7 protein-coding genes are annotated in these 17,722 nt (G+C 47.2%); all 7 read right to left on the bottom strand.

The genetic code is table 11. The features are described 5' to 3' along the window. Positions 1 to 30: 30 nt before the first annotated feature. Positions 31 to 1,065: a glycoside hydrolase family 43 protein gene (locus tag AAE250_RS00615; RefSeq protein ID WP_294599414.1), complete on the bottom strand. Its 1,035-nt coding sequence runs from the start codon at positions 1,063 to 1,065 to the stop codon at positions 31 to 33. A gap of 141 nt (positions 1,066 to 1,206) precedes the next feature. Beyond that, positions 1,207 to 3,027, bottom strand: a complete 1,821-nt coding sequence (locus AAE250_RS00610) for a RagB/SusD family nutrient uptake outer membrane protein (RefSeq protein ID WP_294599416.1) — start codon at positions 3,025 to 3,027, stop codon at positions 1,207 to 1,209. Between the two features lie 17 nt (positions 3,028 to 3,044). Next, positions 3,045 to 6,281, bottom strand: a complete 3,237-nt coding sequence (locus AAE250_RS00605) for a SusC/RagA family TonB-linked outer membrane protein (RefSeq protein ID WP_294599419.1) — start codon at positions 6,279 to 6,281, stop codon at positions 3,045 to 3,047. Positions 6,282 to 6,591: 310 nt separating this feature from the next. Further along, positions 6,592 to 10,545, bottom strand: coding sequence for a hybrid sensor histidine kinase/response regulator transcription factor (locus tag AAE250_RS00600; RefSeq protein ID WP_294599422.1), 3,954 nt, complete (start codon positions 10,543 to 10,545; stop codon positions 6,592 to 6,594). Between the two features lie 27 nt (positions 10,546 to 10,572). Further along, on the bottom strand, positions 10,573 to 12,390 hold the full coding sequence (locus tag AAE250_RS00595) for a glycoside hydrolase family 2 protein (protein WP_294599425.1): 1,818 nt from the start codon (positions 12,388 to 12,390) through the stop codon (positions 10,573 to 10,575). Positions 12,391 to 12,693: 303 nt separating this feature from the next. Next, on the bottom strand, positions 12,694 to 14,181 hold the full coding sequence (locus tag AAE250_RS00590; protein WP_294599427.1) for a RagB/SusD family nutrient uptake outer membrane protein: 1,488 nt from the start codon (positions 14,179 to 14,181) through the stop codon (positions 12,694 to 12,696). A gap of 20 nt (positions 14,182 to 14,201) precedes the next feature. Then, entirely contained in the window at positions 14,202 to 17,372 is a 3,171-nt protein-coding gene (locus tag AAE250_RS00585) for a SusC/RagA family TonB-linked outer membrane protein (RefSeq protein ID WP_294599430.1), read from the bottom strand. Positions 17,373 to 17,722 lie beyond the last annotated feature (350 nt).

Genomic DNA, 17,722 nt, shown 5'->3' with positions numbered 1-17,722 from the left:
ATTATTCATGATAAATACTCCATGCTTATTTTAATAAACTTGATACGGCGTGATGATGTTAGCAACATCCACGGAAATCTTATAAATCCCATCAGCCCCCTTTTCGCGGATTAGTGGGACGATGCGTGTCTGCCGTGCATCAGGGTCATCACCGTCGCCCCACACATGGTATACATAATAGAACTTGCCGTCCTTACCCTCAAATACATCTCCGTGGCCTGCACCCTTCTCACCCACGATGTCACGACGAATGATGGGATTGCCCGAATACTTTGTCCAAGGTCCCATTGGTGAGGAAGCCGTGGCATAGCCTACAGCATAATCCGGATCCTTGTAATGGTTGGCGGAATAAAAGAGATAGTAAACATCATCCCATTTCACCACCGTAGGACCTTCCATAATCCAACTGCTGTCATAGTTATACATTCTTTCCCAAGGTTCGGTGAGTTCCAAGCATTGTTCCAGTGTACCGGAGTCAACAGTTCCTGTTTCCATGTCAAACTCTGCCACCCAAATAAAGTTACCACCACTGAAACGCACGTGGTAAAGATAGTATTTTCCGTCATCATCCTTAAAGAGAAAGGGATCAATATTTCCTGCCGAAGCATCTATCGCCACGGCCTTCTCTTGTGTAAAAATACCCGTTACGGCACTTGCATGAGCCATCGCTACCCGCTCATTGGCTGTGTACAGGAAGTAATACATACCGTTTTCCTTATACCATTGCGGCGCCCAAAAGCCTGCCGTGCCATAAGTGGTTCCCCACTCCGGCCCCAAGATGAAACGATAAGTGTCCGTCGTGCCTGTAGTCCACTCCTGCAAATCATCAGACATCAGTATGGTGAACCCGCGCGATGACTGGTTGCTGATTTGCGAAGTACCTGACATGTAATAGGTTCCGTTATCCAAGAGGATAGTCGGATCAGCATAAGAGATTTTCTGCGTCTTTGTTGTAGACGTACCGCCACCTTCCTCCTCGTCCGGCAGAGGATTCTCCACATTGGAAGTCCCACAGGAACTGAAAGAAAACATAATGACCATCATCCACAAATATCTCTGTTTCATAGCCTATTTATTTGTTTGTTTATTTATTACCGGGCAAATCACTTTAATCGAAACCTGCCCATTTTCTGCGTAATACTATCGGTCTTTGTACAAAAGAGGGGGCTATCGGTCCCCCTCTTATTTCCGATATTACCGAACGGATTAATTATAGCCCGGATTCTGCGTGAGATGGTCTATTTGTATCGCATTGGCAGGAATAGGCAATATCCAATAGTTATCGCCACCCCATTTATAAGAATAAGTCACCTTACCCCACCATTGACTCATACCGTTAACGGCTCCACCGTCGTCCGTCTTAGCGAACTTCAAGTCTTTCCATGTTTTCCAACGGAGTTCGTCGAAAAATACTACATCTTCAGCCATCAGTTCCCAATGACACTCGTTCATGATGCGCTCCTTCAAGTTATCCTTACTTGTCACCTGAGTGTATGCATTAGAGTTCAAAAGTTGTGCACCGGCGCGGCTGCGTACTTCATTTACTTTTTCAATAGCAGCGTCCATCTGCCCTGCTTCATTCAAGGCTTCTGCCCACAACAGCAATATCTGCCCATAACGGATGAGAGGAAGATCAACAGGCGAATAGTTCACGATAATTTCCATGCCTTCACCTACAAATTTACGGTTGGTGTAGTAGGCCATAGCAGTAATATCAGTGGCGTAATCATACGTAGGAGCATTCAAAGTACGATAAGGGAAACGGTATGTATAGTCTATCGCAGCACCACTGATACCTCCCGAATAAGTGCTATAAGGAGTTACAACAGATGCGGCAAGACGCGGGTCTCGGTTGTTATAAGCCTTCAGGATTCTGGCTTCATTGCCATTCTCTTGATATTTGCTCATATCGGCACCATTATTCTTGGCTTTTGTATATTCCGAATCCGTAAGACCGTCGCGGTAGAAATACACAGCACGCTCTGCAGGAGTCATACTACTGTAGCCGGGAATATAGTCATCCCAATTGAATGGACTTCCGTCAGCATTCTCATAAGAATCTACAAAACGGGGATTCACGATGTAATTTGTCCAACCAAGACCCACACCCGAACCGTCATCCGGCAGACAGCGGCTTCCGTAGAAGTGGTTCTTCTGATGAGAACTGCTACCGTTGTCCGTATCTGTACATTGGATAGAGAAAATCATTTCATCACAGTGTTCGTTCTCCAGTTTGAACAGCTGCTTATACGAATCCGCACCACTGCCCGTGTAAAGGCTGTAACCGCAGTCCTTCACTGCCTGGAAGTCGTTGATAGCATTCTGCCACTCTTTCTTCCACATGTAGATAATACCGCGCAGGGCATAGGCAGCACCTTTGGTAATATGTCCATAATTGCTGTCGCTACTATTGTATTTCTTCGGCAGGTTCTCGTCCTCAATGCAAAGCGTGAGGTCTGCAACCAGATTATTCCACATCTCCTCTTGCGTGTATTGTTTAGCATCCTTCGTGTCATCCGTACTACTGAGTGCCATTGTGTAGTAAGGTATATTACCGTAAAGAGCACTCAGGCGATAGTACCACCAGGAACGCAGGAAACGAGCCTCCGATACAAGGCGAGATCTTTTGCCCTCGTCCATATCGGTCACGTTGGGCATATTCTCTATGACATCATTAGCGCGGAAAATACCGGCATAATATACCTGCCACCAGCGTCCGCTTCCACGGTCGTTACTGGAAGTATTATTACCCAACAGGGAACCGAACCCTCCAATCCAATTGGCATCGAGGTCCATTGTATATGACCAGACATCCCACCAGCCAAGCCAAGCATCGTTATATCCATAATACAAGATGTTATAAACACCGTTTACAGTCTGTTCCGCCATTGTAGCGTTTCCCCATACAGCACCTGAAGCAGCTTGATCCGATGGTGTCACGTCCATATCCACACATCCCATACAGCACAAGCCCAAACCGGCAGTCAGTGCCAGTCGTCTATATAATTTCTTGATTGTATTTTTCATTGAATCGTCTCCTCTTTTTAGAATGTAACATTAATACCAAAAGCATATTGTCGAATAGGCAGATAGCCGTTTCCTGCAGCCATTTCCGGATCAAGTCCTTTGAATTTAGTGATGGTCAGCAAGTTTTCACCCGTAGCATAAATGCGCAAGTTTTGCACATAAAGTTTTTGCATCCATTTGGTAGGGAAAGTGTAACCGATGGTCAGGTTTTTCAACTTCAGATAATTGCCATTGTGTAGCCATAATTGACTTGAAGTTTCAGTCTGGGCGGTACCACCAATTGTCAGACGCGTATTCTCAGAGTTAATGTTGGTACGCGGGTCCGACGGATTTTCGGGATCGTAGAAGTAATGATCATTAGCCACATCCCGTCCAATACCATAGCAACGTGTCAAACGGGTGCTATTTAAACTTTGTTCCCACCAGGAAATCTTAAAGCCTGCAGCTCCGGCCCAACTCATAGAGAAATCAAATCCCTTCCATGACGCACTTGCCTGGAGGCCATAGTAATATTTCGGCGTGGAAGAACAACCTTGAAAATCACGGTCATTATCATTACCGTAAATACCATCACCATTAAGGTCGGCATAAATTACGTCGCCATACCAGATTTCGCTCTTGCTGATGCCTTTAGCCGGATAGAATTCATAGCCTGCAGCCACCATGGCTTTCAACCATGCCATATCTTGTTCAGTACGGATCATACCGTCCTTAGGACCACCATTCAGGTTAACCGAACCATCAGCGTTGAAGTAGTTGCCGTTTCCCTTGTAAAGGTTGAGCATATAGTATTCGTTGATGGCATGTCCTTCGAGTACACGCTGGTCACCACCTGTAGACACGTCACCGATGTTCGTAGAATAAACCCCGTCTTTCCAGCCACGCTCCAAGGCTCCCTTGTATTTCGTCACTTCATTCTTATTGAGAGAAAAATTAGCATTAACACTGTAATTGAAATCCCTCACATGATCTTGCCAACCCAACGTCAGTTCGAAGCCTCGGTTAGTCACCTCAGCGATATTCTGATAGGGAGAAGTAAAATAAGCCAATGTAGAAGACAAAGAAGGTTGATATAAGATACCATCCGTCACTTTGTTATACCATTCTATGGTAGCATTCAAGCGGTTCTTCATCGTGGTTACGTCTAAACCGATATTTGTCACAGTCGTTGTTTCCCACTTCAAATCAGAGTTGGAGAATGAAGACATTCCGAAACCGGAACTTACGTTGTCTCCAAATACATAGTTTCTTACAGAATAAAGAGATTGATATGCATAATAACTGTTGATGGCACTGTTACCGAGCTTACCCCAGGAAGCACGCAGCTTCAAGTTATCGAAAAGATTAAGATCTTTCATGAAGTCTTCTTCCGAGATACGCCAACCGGCAGAGAAAGAAGGAAACGCACCCCAACGATTTTCGGATGCAAAACGAGAAGAGCCATCATAACGTATGTTAGCCTCAAAGAGATAACGAGAGTCATAAGCATAGTTCACACGACCAAACCAGGAACGGGTAGCCAATTCTCTCGTATAGCCGGAAAGATAGCTAGGTTCAGTCATGGCGTTGAAGTCGGTCAGTGTCGGGTTTACCATACCTTTCTTGCAGATATCCACTTCACTCTTCCACCAACGGTATTCTTCATAACCGGCCATGGCAGACACATCATGCTTATTGTTGAAAGTCTGGCTATAATTCAACACAGCATTGCTTTTCCAACTCTGTTCATAGTTCCGCCAGTCATATACCTGAGATTCGGCTAATTCAGCTGACGTAGCCGGATGATTCGTCACTGTTCCAGTAAGGAAATTCATGCGCGGTTTGTAGTCCGAATCGTACAAAGTATGTTCATTACGGAAGTTATCGTAGTAAAAATTATAAGTGAAGTTGAAATGCTTCAGAAAATCCACCCTCACATACGGATTCACATAAAATTTAGTCTGTTTCTTAGTACCTTCCTGCGTGTCAATGAAGTAAAGCGGATTGGTGGCGGAAGCATCTTCTTCTGTGGATGCCACAGCACCATAGTAACCATCATAAAAAGGATAGGTACCGGGGTTGGCTTTTTTCATTTCAGTACCGGTCAGGTTATCCACATTGTTACGCTCCTGGTCGGTATGATATCCCCATGCACGTATTCCCGCCGTGAGGAACGGGCTGATCTTTGATTCCACATTGGAACGCATGTAATACTTCTGCATACCTGAGTTGGGAGCAATACCCGGATTGTTCAAGTAAGTTGTGCTGAAACTATAGTTGGTACGCTTCTCTGAACCCACCACGGAAACAGTATGCTCCTGCATCCATTCAGGATTGTATAGTACGTCATACCAATCGGTATTAGGATAAGCCACGTAATTAGGATAGCCTGAAGCGGAAATACCGTTAGGGTCTTTTTCTGCTGCACGCCATGCGTCGATGTTGCTTTGGCTGTACAATGTAGCAGTACCACTACCTTCGCACGCTTCGTTGAAGAGTTCCATATAGTCGGCATAGTTGGATACCTGACGTATCAATTTGGCAGGCGTGTTCAGCGAGAACTTACCGGAGTAAGTAACATTGATTTTGCCATCTGCCGCTCCTCTCTTAGTTGTTACCAAGATAACACCATTTGCAGCACGGTTACCATAAATAGCACAGGAAGCAGCATCTTTCAGAATAGAGATGCTGGCAATGTCGTTCGGGTTAATTTGGTTCAATTCCATTTCCATACCATCCACCAGAATCAATGGGCTGGACGTATTCAAGGTACCTGTACCACGAATCGAAATATTAGCCTTTTCTTCATTAGGTTTTGAACCTGTAGTCATTACATTCAAACCGGCTGCCATACCCGAAAGAGCATTTGCCACCGTAGTAACGGGGCGTGAAAGCGCTTGGTCTTCGTAATTTACGGTAGATACGGAACCCGTCAGATTGACTTTCTTCTGTGTACCATAACCTACTACCACTACTTCATCCAACATTTTGGAATCATCCTGCATCACCACTTGTATCGGAGTACCACTGAAAGTGTGTTCCTGAGATACCATACCAATAAAGGAGAACTGAATGATGTCTCCCACCTTTCCATTTAGCGAAAAATTTCCGTCTAAATCAGTTACGACACCAGTAGCAGTACCTTTGATCACTACGCTCACGCCGATCAACGGTTCATCGTTTGCATCTTTCACCGTACCGGTAATGTTGCCATTTTGCGCGTATGTGGCAACAGCAAACACAGCAAAGAATAAGAATAAGATTTTCTTGATCATTTTTTATAGAATTAGATTTTGAAACTATGCGGAAAATTTAGCTCCGCTTTTTGAGTACATTTTGTAAAAGGAGACTGAGCACCTCTTACTAAGCATAGAAAATAAATTAGGGTTGTTACGTCATAGGCATTTCGTTCGTAGTATTACTATATATTTGGTTAACCTTTTCGATTGCAAATATATCAGCATAAAGCTAAATCCGATGCAAATATAGCTTCAATCTATGCAATTATAAATCCAAAAAATGCCTCTGAGAAGCATCTCAGAGGCATTTGACCGTATTGTTTTATTTAGCAGTTCATTCGGTCTATTATTTCACAAAGTCCTTAGGCAATATCCCGAATTGCTTCTGAAAACACTTGGTAAAATAGGACGGTGTATTGAAGCCGGTCATATAGCAAACCTCATTGATTTTGCACTCACCCTCCTTTAAAAGTTGCGCAGCTTTTTTCAGTCGCTCCAAGCGGATATAGTCGTTCGGCGTCATATCCAATATACCTTTTATTTTCCGGTTCAGACTCGAACGGCTCATGTTCAGCAAGCTCGCCATATCGTCCAGGCAGAAATCAGGATTCTGCATATTTTCAACAACCACTTCCTTCAGTGTCTTGAGAAATGTTTCATCTGCTTTGGTCATTGCCATGCTGTTGGTCTGCACAAAAGGAGAATGAACAAAAGAGACACGCAATTTCTCGCGATTACTCAGCAGATTGGAAACACAAACCTTCAGGTATTCCACCGAAAATGGCTTTTCTATATAGACATCCGCGCCCAGCTTCATGCCTTCTATCTTCGCCTGAAGGGTAGTTTTGGCTGTCAGCAGGATAATGGGTATATGGCTGTAGTCGAGTTCCGATTTCAGATGCTCGCACAGTTCCAGTCCATCCATTTCGGGCATCATGATGTCTGTGATGACCAGGTTGACAGTATGCTCTTTCAAGACATTCAAGGCTTCTACCCCATTCAAGGCGGTCAGTACCTGATATTCCGACGAAAGTTGCTTCACAACGAACGATTGCATCTCAGGACTATCCTCCACTACCAACAGAGTGTAGCGATACTGTTTGGAAGCAGGTTCTGTTCCGCTCTCCTCGGCAGGTTCTTCACTGGCCACCGGTTCTTTCCGCCCTATAGCCACGGTTTGGGCATGCTTCAGCGGAAGGGTCAACAAGAAGCAATTGCTTTCTGTGGAGTCTGCCATACACAAAGTACCTTCATGGAGCTCGGCAAGCGAACGGGCCAGTGCCAATCCGATACCGGTACCGGATACGGAACGCAGCACACCCGTCTTATACTGGGTAAACGGCTTGAATATCTCTTCACGCATCTCCGGTGGAACGATAGCTCCATCATTGCACACAGAGAGTATCAATTTCTCATCTTCGGCACACAACTTGATGCTGATATACGTTTCCGAGTACTTCATTGCGTTGGTCAGCAGGTTACTGATAATCTTGGTCAGCCCTTCCATATCCACCGAAGCATAGAGGTTTTCGGGCACATCGACGGTAAGTTCCAGCCCCTTCTCGCGTGCCAAAGGCTTAAAGCGCTTATAGGTTTTCTGCAAAAGGTCCGATACATTGCATTCTACAAAGTCCAGTTGAAAGCCTTGTGTCTCCGTTTTTCTGAAGTCAAGCAACTGATTGACCAGGTCGAGCAGGCGGTTGGTATTCAAATCCATTATCTCCAGGTCATCTCTGATCTCATTGGAGACAGACTTGGACGTCAATACATTTTCGAGCGGACTCTTTATCAGTGTGAGCGGCGTACGTATCTCGTGGGCTACATTCGTAAAGAAATCTATTTTAGCCGTATACAATTCCCGCTCTTTCTCGCGTTCAAATTTCTCCATCGTCTGTTGATGCTTCAGCAACGTCCGCCTCCTGAAATAGAAAATGACAGCAGCCAGCGAGCACAAAGCCAACACCACATATACCGCATACGCCCATGTCGACAGATAGAAAGGAGGACGGATGTGTATATCGAGCACACGCTCCTCTTCATTCCACTTCCCGTCACTGTTTGAACCTTTTATGCGCAGTGTGTAACTTCCGTAAGGCAGATTGGAATAGTTGATGGTAGAATTACGCCCCACCGCATACCATTCACGGTCAAAACCTTCCAGCTTATATTCCAACCGATTCATTTCGGGAGCCTGAAAGCTTAAAGCCGCCACTTGGAAAGAGAAAGAGTTCTGATCGGCCTCAAGCTCTATCTCATCCGAGTAGATAATGCTCTTCTTCAAAGGAGAATCCGGACTGTTCACAGAAAGACGCTTATTGAACAAGTAAAAGTCTGTAATAGCTACCGGAGGCAGGAAAGTATTTTCAACGAAAGTTTCCGGGTCAAAAGCAATGAATCCGTTGATACTGCCCAGATAGATGCGTCCTTCCTTGTCACAATAACCCGACTGGAAGTTGAACTGATTGCTCAGCAATCCGTTGGCAGTAGTGTATGCGTGCTTGCTTCCCGTGTCCGGATTGAAGCAAACCAGCCCGTAATTGCTGGTTATCCACAAGTTTCCCCGCTTATCTTCCACCATTTTATAGATGGTGTTGCTTGGAAAGCCTTGTGACATGTCGTAGCGGGTAAAGTTATCCGTTTCGGGATTATAGCGGCAGAAGCCCTCGCCCAGTGTCATAAACCACAGGCGTTTCTTACTGTCTTCGTAGATGCTGATGACCTTGTTATAAGAGAGGGAAGTTGAATCTTTCTCATTGGAAAGATAGTTCCTCCATTGCTGGGTACGGACGTTATAACAGAACACCCCGTTAGAAAAAGTGGCAAACCACAAATTCCCGTTAAAGTCCTCCAGGATGCTGTAAGTAAACATATTCCTCAACTGGGGAATACGGGTAAAGTCGTCGGTAGGGCGATTGTACTTCAGCAGACCGGAGGTAGTACCCACCCATACATCGCCCGTAGTTGTTTTGCAAATGGCAAAGGCATCGTTGGCTATCATCGAATTCTCACTCTCGCCTTTGGAGTAATGCTTCACCTGTCTGGTACGCAGATTTACCCTGTTCAGGCCGCCGGAGAAAGTACCTACCCACAAATCATCCCCATCCATGCAAAGCCCGTGCACATTCTGATAGATGGCAGGATGCTCGAATGGCTCTATCTTTCCGGTCTTGGGGTCGAAATTGAACAGTCCTTTGTCTTCAGTACCAATCCACAGTGTGCCGTCATTGCTTTCGCATATCTCGCGCACACGGCGGCCGAAGTATCTGAGATCCTCCCTGGGATAGAATTTCTCGAAATAGGTCCATTGGTACGGGTAATAGTTCACGCCGCCAAAGTACGAACCGATCCACATGCCGTTCTCCTTGTCACAACAAAGAGAATAGATGGCATTATCCGACAATGCATAAGAGTCGTCCTGGTTGGGGACAGTGAGATGGGTCACTTTATCGGTCGTCAGGTTATAGATGTACAAGCCGGACTCTGCACCGACCCACAGTTCATTGTCCGACTTGAACTGCAACGCACGTACATAGGTATTCAGAAGCCTGCGCGTCTTTCCGCTGGTCAGGTTTATCTCGGTCAAGCCGTTGAGCGAGGCAATATAAACACAATTATGAGGGCCGTTGACCTGCCAGTTGATGATGTCTCCCTTGAATATCTCATTCCCGTCGGCATCCCTGAAGGGTTGTAGAGGGGATTCGAAGTTATCTTTTGTATAATAAAGATTGTCGGCATAGAGCGCAAGCCAGCAGGTATTTCCATTTAGCCAGAAACGTGTAACATTGGCCAGTCCCGAATCGTACAGACGGTTCAGCAACTTCTTTTCATCCTGCTTATAGCAGAACAAACCCTGATTCTCTACCGATATCCAAATATTATCCTGATCATCACTCCCTATCATCGTGACAAAGTCTCGGACAGTAGTTCCCTTGTCGCTTACCTGATCGAAGGCAGTGAAAGAATCCCGTACCGGGTCATAGATAAAGACTCCGCCATCAGTCCCTATCCAGATATTTCCTTCGTGGTCTTCGTAAAGTGCAGTAATAAAGTTCTTCCCTAAACCGGAGTTTTCCTTCTTATACACACGGAAAGCCACTCCATCGTATCGGTTCAGGCCGTCTTTGGTGCCGAACCACATAAAGCCTTTCCTGTCTTGCAGAATCTGATAGACCGTATTCTGCGAAAGGCCGTTGCGAATGTCCATCGTCCGGAAGTAGTAATGAACAGAGTTTTGTGCATAGCAGGGCCATGCCGCTACTATGCACAAACAGAGGAAAAACTTTAGAATGATTCGTTTCATACCTCACATCCCATATAAGTGGAGAATTTATTTCTTCAATGCATTACAAATGCGCTTGTTAGCTTCTCTGACACGCGCTTCGTCCAGTTTTATCACCTTGCGGTCGTAAGTCATCAGTCCGTTTACTTCCACTTCCACATCGGTGGTCTGCGTATAGACGGCTGCCGAGAAACCTCTGTCGATAAGCTGATACAACATATCGGCATACTTCACATATTCGTCCGTCACTTCCTTGGAAGAATTGAACTGAACATAGCCCCAGTTGCGGTTCGGTTCCCAGATATGGTCTTTCAGCACAAGGCCGATGCCGCCATATTCACCAAGAACGGTGGCACGCTGTGCATCATACAGGTACATCTCCGGTTGCGGATAGTTATGAAGGTCGAGCATATCGCCGCAAGTATAGTGGTTGCCGCCACTTGCCGGATTCACCAGGCGGGTCGGGTCGTACTGTTTTGTCCATTCTACGATTTCGGGAGTCTTGAACTGTCCCCAAGCCTCGTTGAACGGAACCCAGGTGCCGATGCAGGGATAAGAATAGAGACAGTCCATGATTTCTTTCCACTCCTTGCGATAGCAAGCTTCCGATTCGGCCGAACGCTTCATCTCTGTTCCGTCAAAGTATCTGTGGTTTTGCCATTCGGGGTTGCGGTCACCGCTCGGCATGTCCTGCCAAACGATGATACCCAGTTGGTCGCAATGCGTATACCAGCGGGCAGGCTCTACCTTGATGTGTTTACGAATCATATTGAAGCCGAAATCTTTTGTCTTCCGGACATCGTACAGCAAAGCCTCATCCGTGGGAGCGGTGTACAAACCATCAGGCCACCAGCCCTGGTCCAACGGGCCGAACTGGAACAGCGCTTCGTTGTTCAGTTCCAGGCGCACAATGCCGTTGGCATCGCGACGGGTGGAATACTTGCGCATGGCTGCATAACTATCTACTTTATCCAAGACTTTATCACCGCTTTTAAGGGTGACTTTGAGCGTATAAAGGAAAGGAGAATCGGGACTCCAAAGTTTGGCATCCTGAGGCATAGCCACTTCTACAGCCTCTGCATTGATACTCTTACCAGTAGCTACCAACCGGCTACCGTCATAAACGGCTACTTCTACAAGATCGGAAGGATTGCACGCGTTCAGCTCTGCTTTTACGGTCAGCAGATTGCGGTCGATATCGGGAGTAATGCGGAGGTTCCCGATATGCTTGGCTGCAACAGGTTCCAACCATACGGTCTGCCAGATACCGGATACGGGTGTATACCAGATACCTTCGGGACGGCTGACTTGCTTGCCGCGCGGCTGAGGACCTTTATCTGTAGGATCCCACACCTTTACCACCAGGCGGTTGCTACCTTTGGCAGATAAAGCGGCGGTAACATCGAAAGAGAAAGGAGTAAATCCTCCGGTATGGCTTCCCACTTTGACATCATTCACCCATACGTCGGTCTTCCAGTCTACAGCGCCGAAGTGCAGCAGCACTTGCTTGCCGCGCCAGGCCGACGGAACCTCAAAGCTACGTTGATAAATCAGTTCTTGCTTTTCGTTGATGCGCTTTCCTACTCCGGATAATGAAGATTCCACTGCAAAGGGAACCAGGATTTTGCCATCGAAAGCAGCGGGTATTTGCTCGCCTTTATTAATAATGGCATAATCCCATAAACCATTCAGGTTCTTCCAGTCACTCCGTTCCATGATAGGACGGGGATATTCGGGCAATACATTGGAAGGATCTATCCGGGATGCCCAATCCGTTTTGATTTTATCACCCACAGGGCTCCACTGCGCCCAACTTCCGGTTGCAAACAATGTCAGGAAAGACAATAAGAAAAGTATTCTTTTCATAGTATTATTATTTTTATTGGTTTCAACGGAAGCAAAGATAAGCCGATTCGGAAAAAGAAAATAGAATTTTAGAACCAATAAATAACATTTTCGTACTTTTCTTTTGCCTTGATGCAAAAGAAAAGATACCAAAAGAAAAAATCAAGGCTACACTTCCGGGGCTACTACGGCACTGTCAGAAACGGGCGTCGCGAAACTCGCACTTCGTGCTCAAACAATCGCTCCTTTTTCCGCTTCTGACAGCGCCTTCGTTTACGCCCCTACAGTGAGGCCGGGAAACCATTCGGCATGAGAGGGCAAATACTATTTATACCCTTCATTCTGCTGCTCCTTCAGCGCCGGGTTTGCATTGATCTCATCCTGCGAGATGGGAAGCACGATTTTTCCGAAGGTGCGGTCTATTGTCTTTTCGCGATGGCTGACCGGCACACTCTGAAAATCATCGTTGAATTCGATGGTTTTGTTCATTCGCATCATGTCGAAGAAGCGCTGGCCTTCGGCAAAGAGCTCCTTGCTGCGTTCATCCAGAATCATGTCGTCGGTGATGGTGGCTGCTGTGGCAGGCGCCAGTTGCGGAGCACGCTTGCGGATTTCGTTCAAGTAACCGGCAGCAACATCGGCACCGGCTTTAGAAGAATGCAGGGCAGCTTCGGCAGCAATCAGGTAAATCTCCGAGAGACGGATGATTTTGATATTGACGGCTGTATTTGTGGCTTTTCCGTCGCCCGGCAGGGAAGTACCGCCCATATACTTATAGCAGGCACCTTTGCGCTCGATGTCATTGTCATACCAATACTCATCGTTATCCATTACGCCCCAGCGGACATCCGTCTCGTCCTCACCCAGGCGGTCGAGGAAGTAATCACTGGCAAGATACCAGCCCATGGCGTTCTTCAACTGTCCGTAGCACATCAGATAGAAGCCCAGGGAGGAAGTGCCCAAATCGGACTCTTCGGTAGTGATGCCCAGTTCGAAGATAGACTCGGAACCGAATTGCTTGCTCCAGGAAGCAGTCCATGTTTCGGGGGTATAGAGCGTGTACTTCCCGCTTTCTATAACTTCCTTGGCCGCCGTCAGCGCACCGTCATAATCTTCCATATAGAGCTTTACACGGGCTTGCAGAGCGATGTTGGCATAGTAACCAACATATCCATTCTGTACAGACTTGTCTCCGGACAGGAAAGTAGCGCCGTCCGACAAGTCCTGCAATATCTGCCGATAGTTCTCTTCGACAGTGGCACGGGTGGGCTGCGCCTGCACGGTAAGGGGTTCGGTAACATTCGGCACTCCGTAGGAAGCCTTGTTATAGTTATAAGGAAGCCCGTAGAGGCGAACCAGGTCGAAGTAGAACAAGGCACGCAACGTCAGCGCCTGACCTTTGACGTAAGAGAAGTCTTCTACATTTCCTTTCTCTTCCTGCTCCTTGATATTGCTCAGCAGCGAGTTTACTTGCAGAATGCAGTAATATCCCCGGCTCCAAAAGCTGGAATAACTGCCGCTATTGGGTTCATGATTGAACGTATAGAAAGCGTCCAGGCCGCGTCCGGCGGAGTAGATTGTCAGGTCACCACCTTTGGCATCGCCATACATAAAGAAGTTCCTGCCGTAATAAGACGAGGATGTCATCGCGCTCATCACTCCGTTCAAAGCCACTTCGGCATCGGCCACCGTGGCAATGGCGCCATCCGCATTGCCGGAGTTCGTGGGCTGCATATCCAGAAAACCATCACACGAAGTGAATGTAAAAGCACCAAGCAGTGCCAGTACCAGTAAATGATATATCTTTTTCATTGTATCTTTCCTCCTATTCATTAAAATTTCAACTCAACTCCTACTACGAATGTCTTTCCGATAGGCGTCTCCCAACCGCGTGTGCCGTATTCGTTCACTTCCGGGTCGGCATCCTTGTATTTGGCAATGGTCCAGAGGTTGCTGGCGGTGAAGAAGACGCGGGCATTCTCGATAAAGACCTTGCGGGTCATCGTCTTGGGCAAGGTATAGGCCAGTGACAGATTCTTCAGGCGCAGATAGCTGGCATTGAACAGATGGCGGGTACTGTATTGCTGAGGGTCTGTCAGGTCAACGCCTTCGATGCGCGGCTCCGTACCGCTGGTATGTTCCGGCGTCCAGAGATTGTCGTAGTAGTTCTTGGAGTGGATGCGCTCCCAGTAATAACCGTCGTCGGCCACGTCCTTATAGGCGCTGTCGTACAGATTGCCGCCAATCTTATAGGTGAAGCCCAGAGAAAGGGCAATGCCTTTGTAGGAGACGGAAGTATTGACACCACCGTAAACCTTGGGAACGGCAGTACCGATAATCGTATAATTGGCATCGTTGAAGTCGTACGTGGCACCGCGTCCGTTGTACTCAAAGTCTCCGGCTTTCGGGTTCTTGGGGTCGTTCACGTAGTAGACGCTCTTACCGTTGGTCTTGTCCACTCCCGCCCATTCGTAACCATAGAAGGATAATGTGGATTCTCCTTCGCGGTATATATATTGTGCACGGCCGTCTTCGGCAGGAGGGTCGTTCCAGATGATGTCGGCGCCACCGTACAGTTCCTTCACTTCAGAGCTCAGAAAAGTGGCGTTGATGCCGGCGCTCCACAACCAGCCTCCCCGGTCGATGATGTCGCCGCTGAGTTCCACCTCCACGCCGTGGTTGTTGATGCATCCCACATTCTGCAAGGTAGAAGAGAAACCGGTCACCATAGAGATAGGTACATCTTGCAACAGGTTCTTGGAATCGCGGTTGAAGTATTCCACCGTACCGCGCAGCCGTTGGCCGAAGAAGCCGAAGTCGATGCCGACATTGGTATTGTAGCTGGTTTCCCAAGACAGCTTGTCGTTGGTAACGGTAGTGATGGTTCCGCCCGGATTACCCAGATACTTATTGGTATAGTTCATCAGACTCATATAACCGTAATTATCCGAAGGCAACGTACCGTTGACACCGTAAGAGGCACGTATACGCAGATTGCTCAGGAAAGAGAGATTGCTCATAAAGCCCTCTTTCATGATGTTCCACGCACCGGCCACCGACCAGAAGTTACCCCAACGCTCCTCCTTGCTGAGACGGGAAGAACCGTCGCGGCGGAAAGAACCGGAAATGAAATAGCGGTCGTCGTAGTTGTAGTCCAGCTTGGAAAGGATGGAAACCATCGAATTCCCCCAGGAATATCCGGCAGAAGTCTGTGTTCCGGCAGTAGAGACGGTGTGCAGGGTACTGACGGGAAGATTGCTTCCGGTGGCACGCACATAGTCCGTCTTGTTCTTCTCGGCTTCAAAGCCGACCATAGCGCCTACGGTATGCTTATCAAAAGTACCGCTATAATTGGCGGTGGTAGAAGAAACCATCTTCTCGTAGGTGGTGCGGTATTCGTTGACGTTACCGTTATCGGAAGAACCGTTATAGTGATTGGCACTATAATAGAGGTGCTCTTTCACGGCTGTATTGTCGTAAGAATAGATAGAACGGACATCCAAACCCGGCATCAGATGCAGGGTCAGGGTTTCGGCTGCCATGATTTTGGTGCTGGTAGAGTTATTCTCCCATTCGTTGTTATAGTAAAGTCCGTTATAGGCGTAACTGCCGTAGCGTTTGGTCCACGGGTCACCGGTTTTATAGTCGGTAGGCCAGTAGAGCCCCCACAGCAGGTTGCGGGTCTGCATGAAATAGTTGCTGCCGGTGTTGCGCGTATCGTTATAACCGCTCTTCTTGGTACGCGCCAGGCTGGCATTGGTAGTCAATTCAAGGAATTTACCCACTTTCTGCGTCAGGTTCAGACGGCCGGAGACACGGTCGAAACTATTCACCTTCAAACGGCCTTCGTCCTCGGTGTAAGAGATGGAGGTATAGTAGTTCGTGTTCTGCGTAGCACCGCTCACCGACATATCGTAAGTCTGATAAACGGCCGTACGGAAATAGGCCTTGTCCCAATCGTAGTACTTGCCGCCTCGACCGGAGTTGTCATACTCACCGATGTTGACCCTCTCGTAAGCTCCGTCACCGTTGGTGGAAAATTGGTAACCGTGTTTGTTGAAGCGGTTGTTCAGCTGATACAAGGCGTACGTATTTGGAGTATACCCTTTGTTACTCATTTCCTTCGGATTATTCATACCATAATCATAAAATACACTGTACAGCATATCCACATTCTCCTGCGTACTGGCTGTTTCGTAATTGTCCGTCGCCCAAGAGGGAGTGAAGCCGACTTCCGCTTTCAGCGTAACTACCGGTTTGCCGATCTGTCCCTTTTTGGTCGTAATCAGGATAACACCGTTTGCCGCACGCGAACCATAGAGCGAAGAAGCTGCGGCATCCTTCAATACCGAGATAGACTCGATATCTTCCGGGTTGAGCGTATTCATTATATTGTTGGTAGAGTACAGTTCGCCGCTCATTTGTCCGGTGTTTCCCGAAGAAACGGGCACGCCGTCCACCACATACAGCGGTTCGCTACCCGCATTCATGGAGCCGATACCACGGATGCGGATGGAGGGTGCAGAACCTGCCTGACCGGAAGAAGTGGTCAGCTGCAAACCGGCAACCTTACCGTTCAGCGCATTCTCAAAACTGGTAGTCGGTATATCTTTCAGGGCATCGGCCTTCACCAGCGATGCCGAACCGGCATAACTGCTTTTCTTCGCCGTGCCGTAAGCCACCACCATGACTTCATCCAGCAACTCCGAGTCCGATTTCAAAACTACTTTCACATCCGGCGCGATAGGAACTTCCACCTTACGCATGCCCACAAAAGAGACAACCAATGTCTTTGCCGTGTTCGGTACATTCAAGATTGTAAATCGACCTTCGATATCGGTTACTGCCCCCAGTGTCGTGCCTTTTACCAATACCGATGCTCCAATAATCGGCTCATTGTTGTCCTCGGCAAACACCGTTCCCGAGACCTTGGACGTTTGAGCCATCATCCCCATGCTTGCCAGCAAGCAGGCGATGAGTAACAAGAAGAATCTCTTTCTCATAACTTCTCTGTCTTAAAATTAATCAATACATGTTGTCTGTAAATATTCAATCCCCACAAAGATATGCATCTTTTTCATAAAGTAAATCAATTTTAAGCAAAATCATGTCTTTTGCTTTAAAAAAGAAGTGGCATTTAAACAAAAGGGTATAATAATTCATAAATTAGAGGAAATATGCCACAGTATAGATTCGGATTACAGACCATTGGGAAGGAAAAAGTTTCAGAGAATTCGACGTACACGAAGTTTTTTCGTTTTCTACCTACACTCCAGCACGGTCGCTCTCTATTCCTTTATTCATCGGCATTTCAGAGCGTGTAGGAAGCGTGTAGGTAGAGTGACGGTAAACG

Source organism: Bacteroides sp. GD17 (assembly GCF_038448625.1).
Taxonomy (GTDB): Bacteria; Bacteroidota; Bacteroidia; order Bacteroidales; family Bacteroidaceae; genus Bacteroides.
This window is presented reverse-complemented; position numbering and strand designations above follow the sequence as displayed.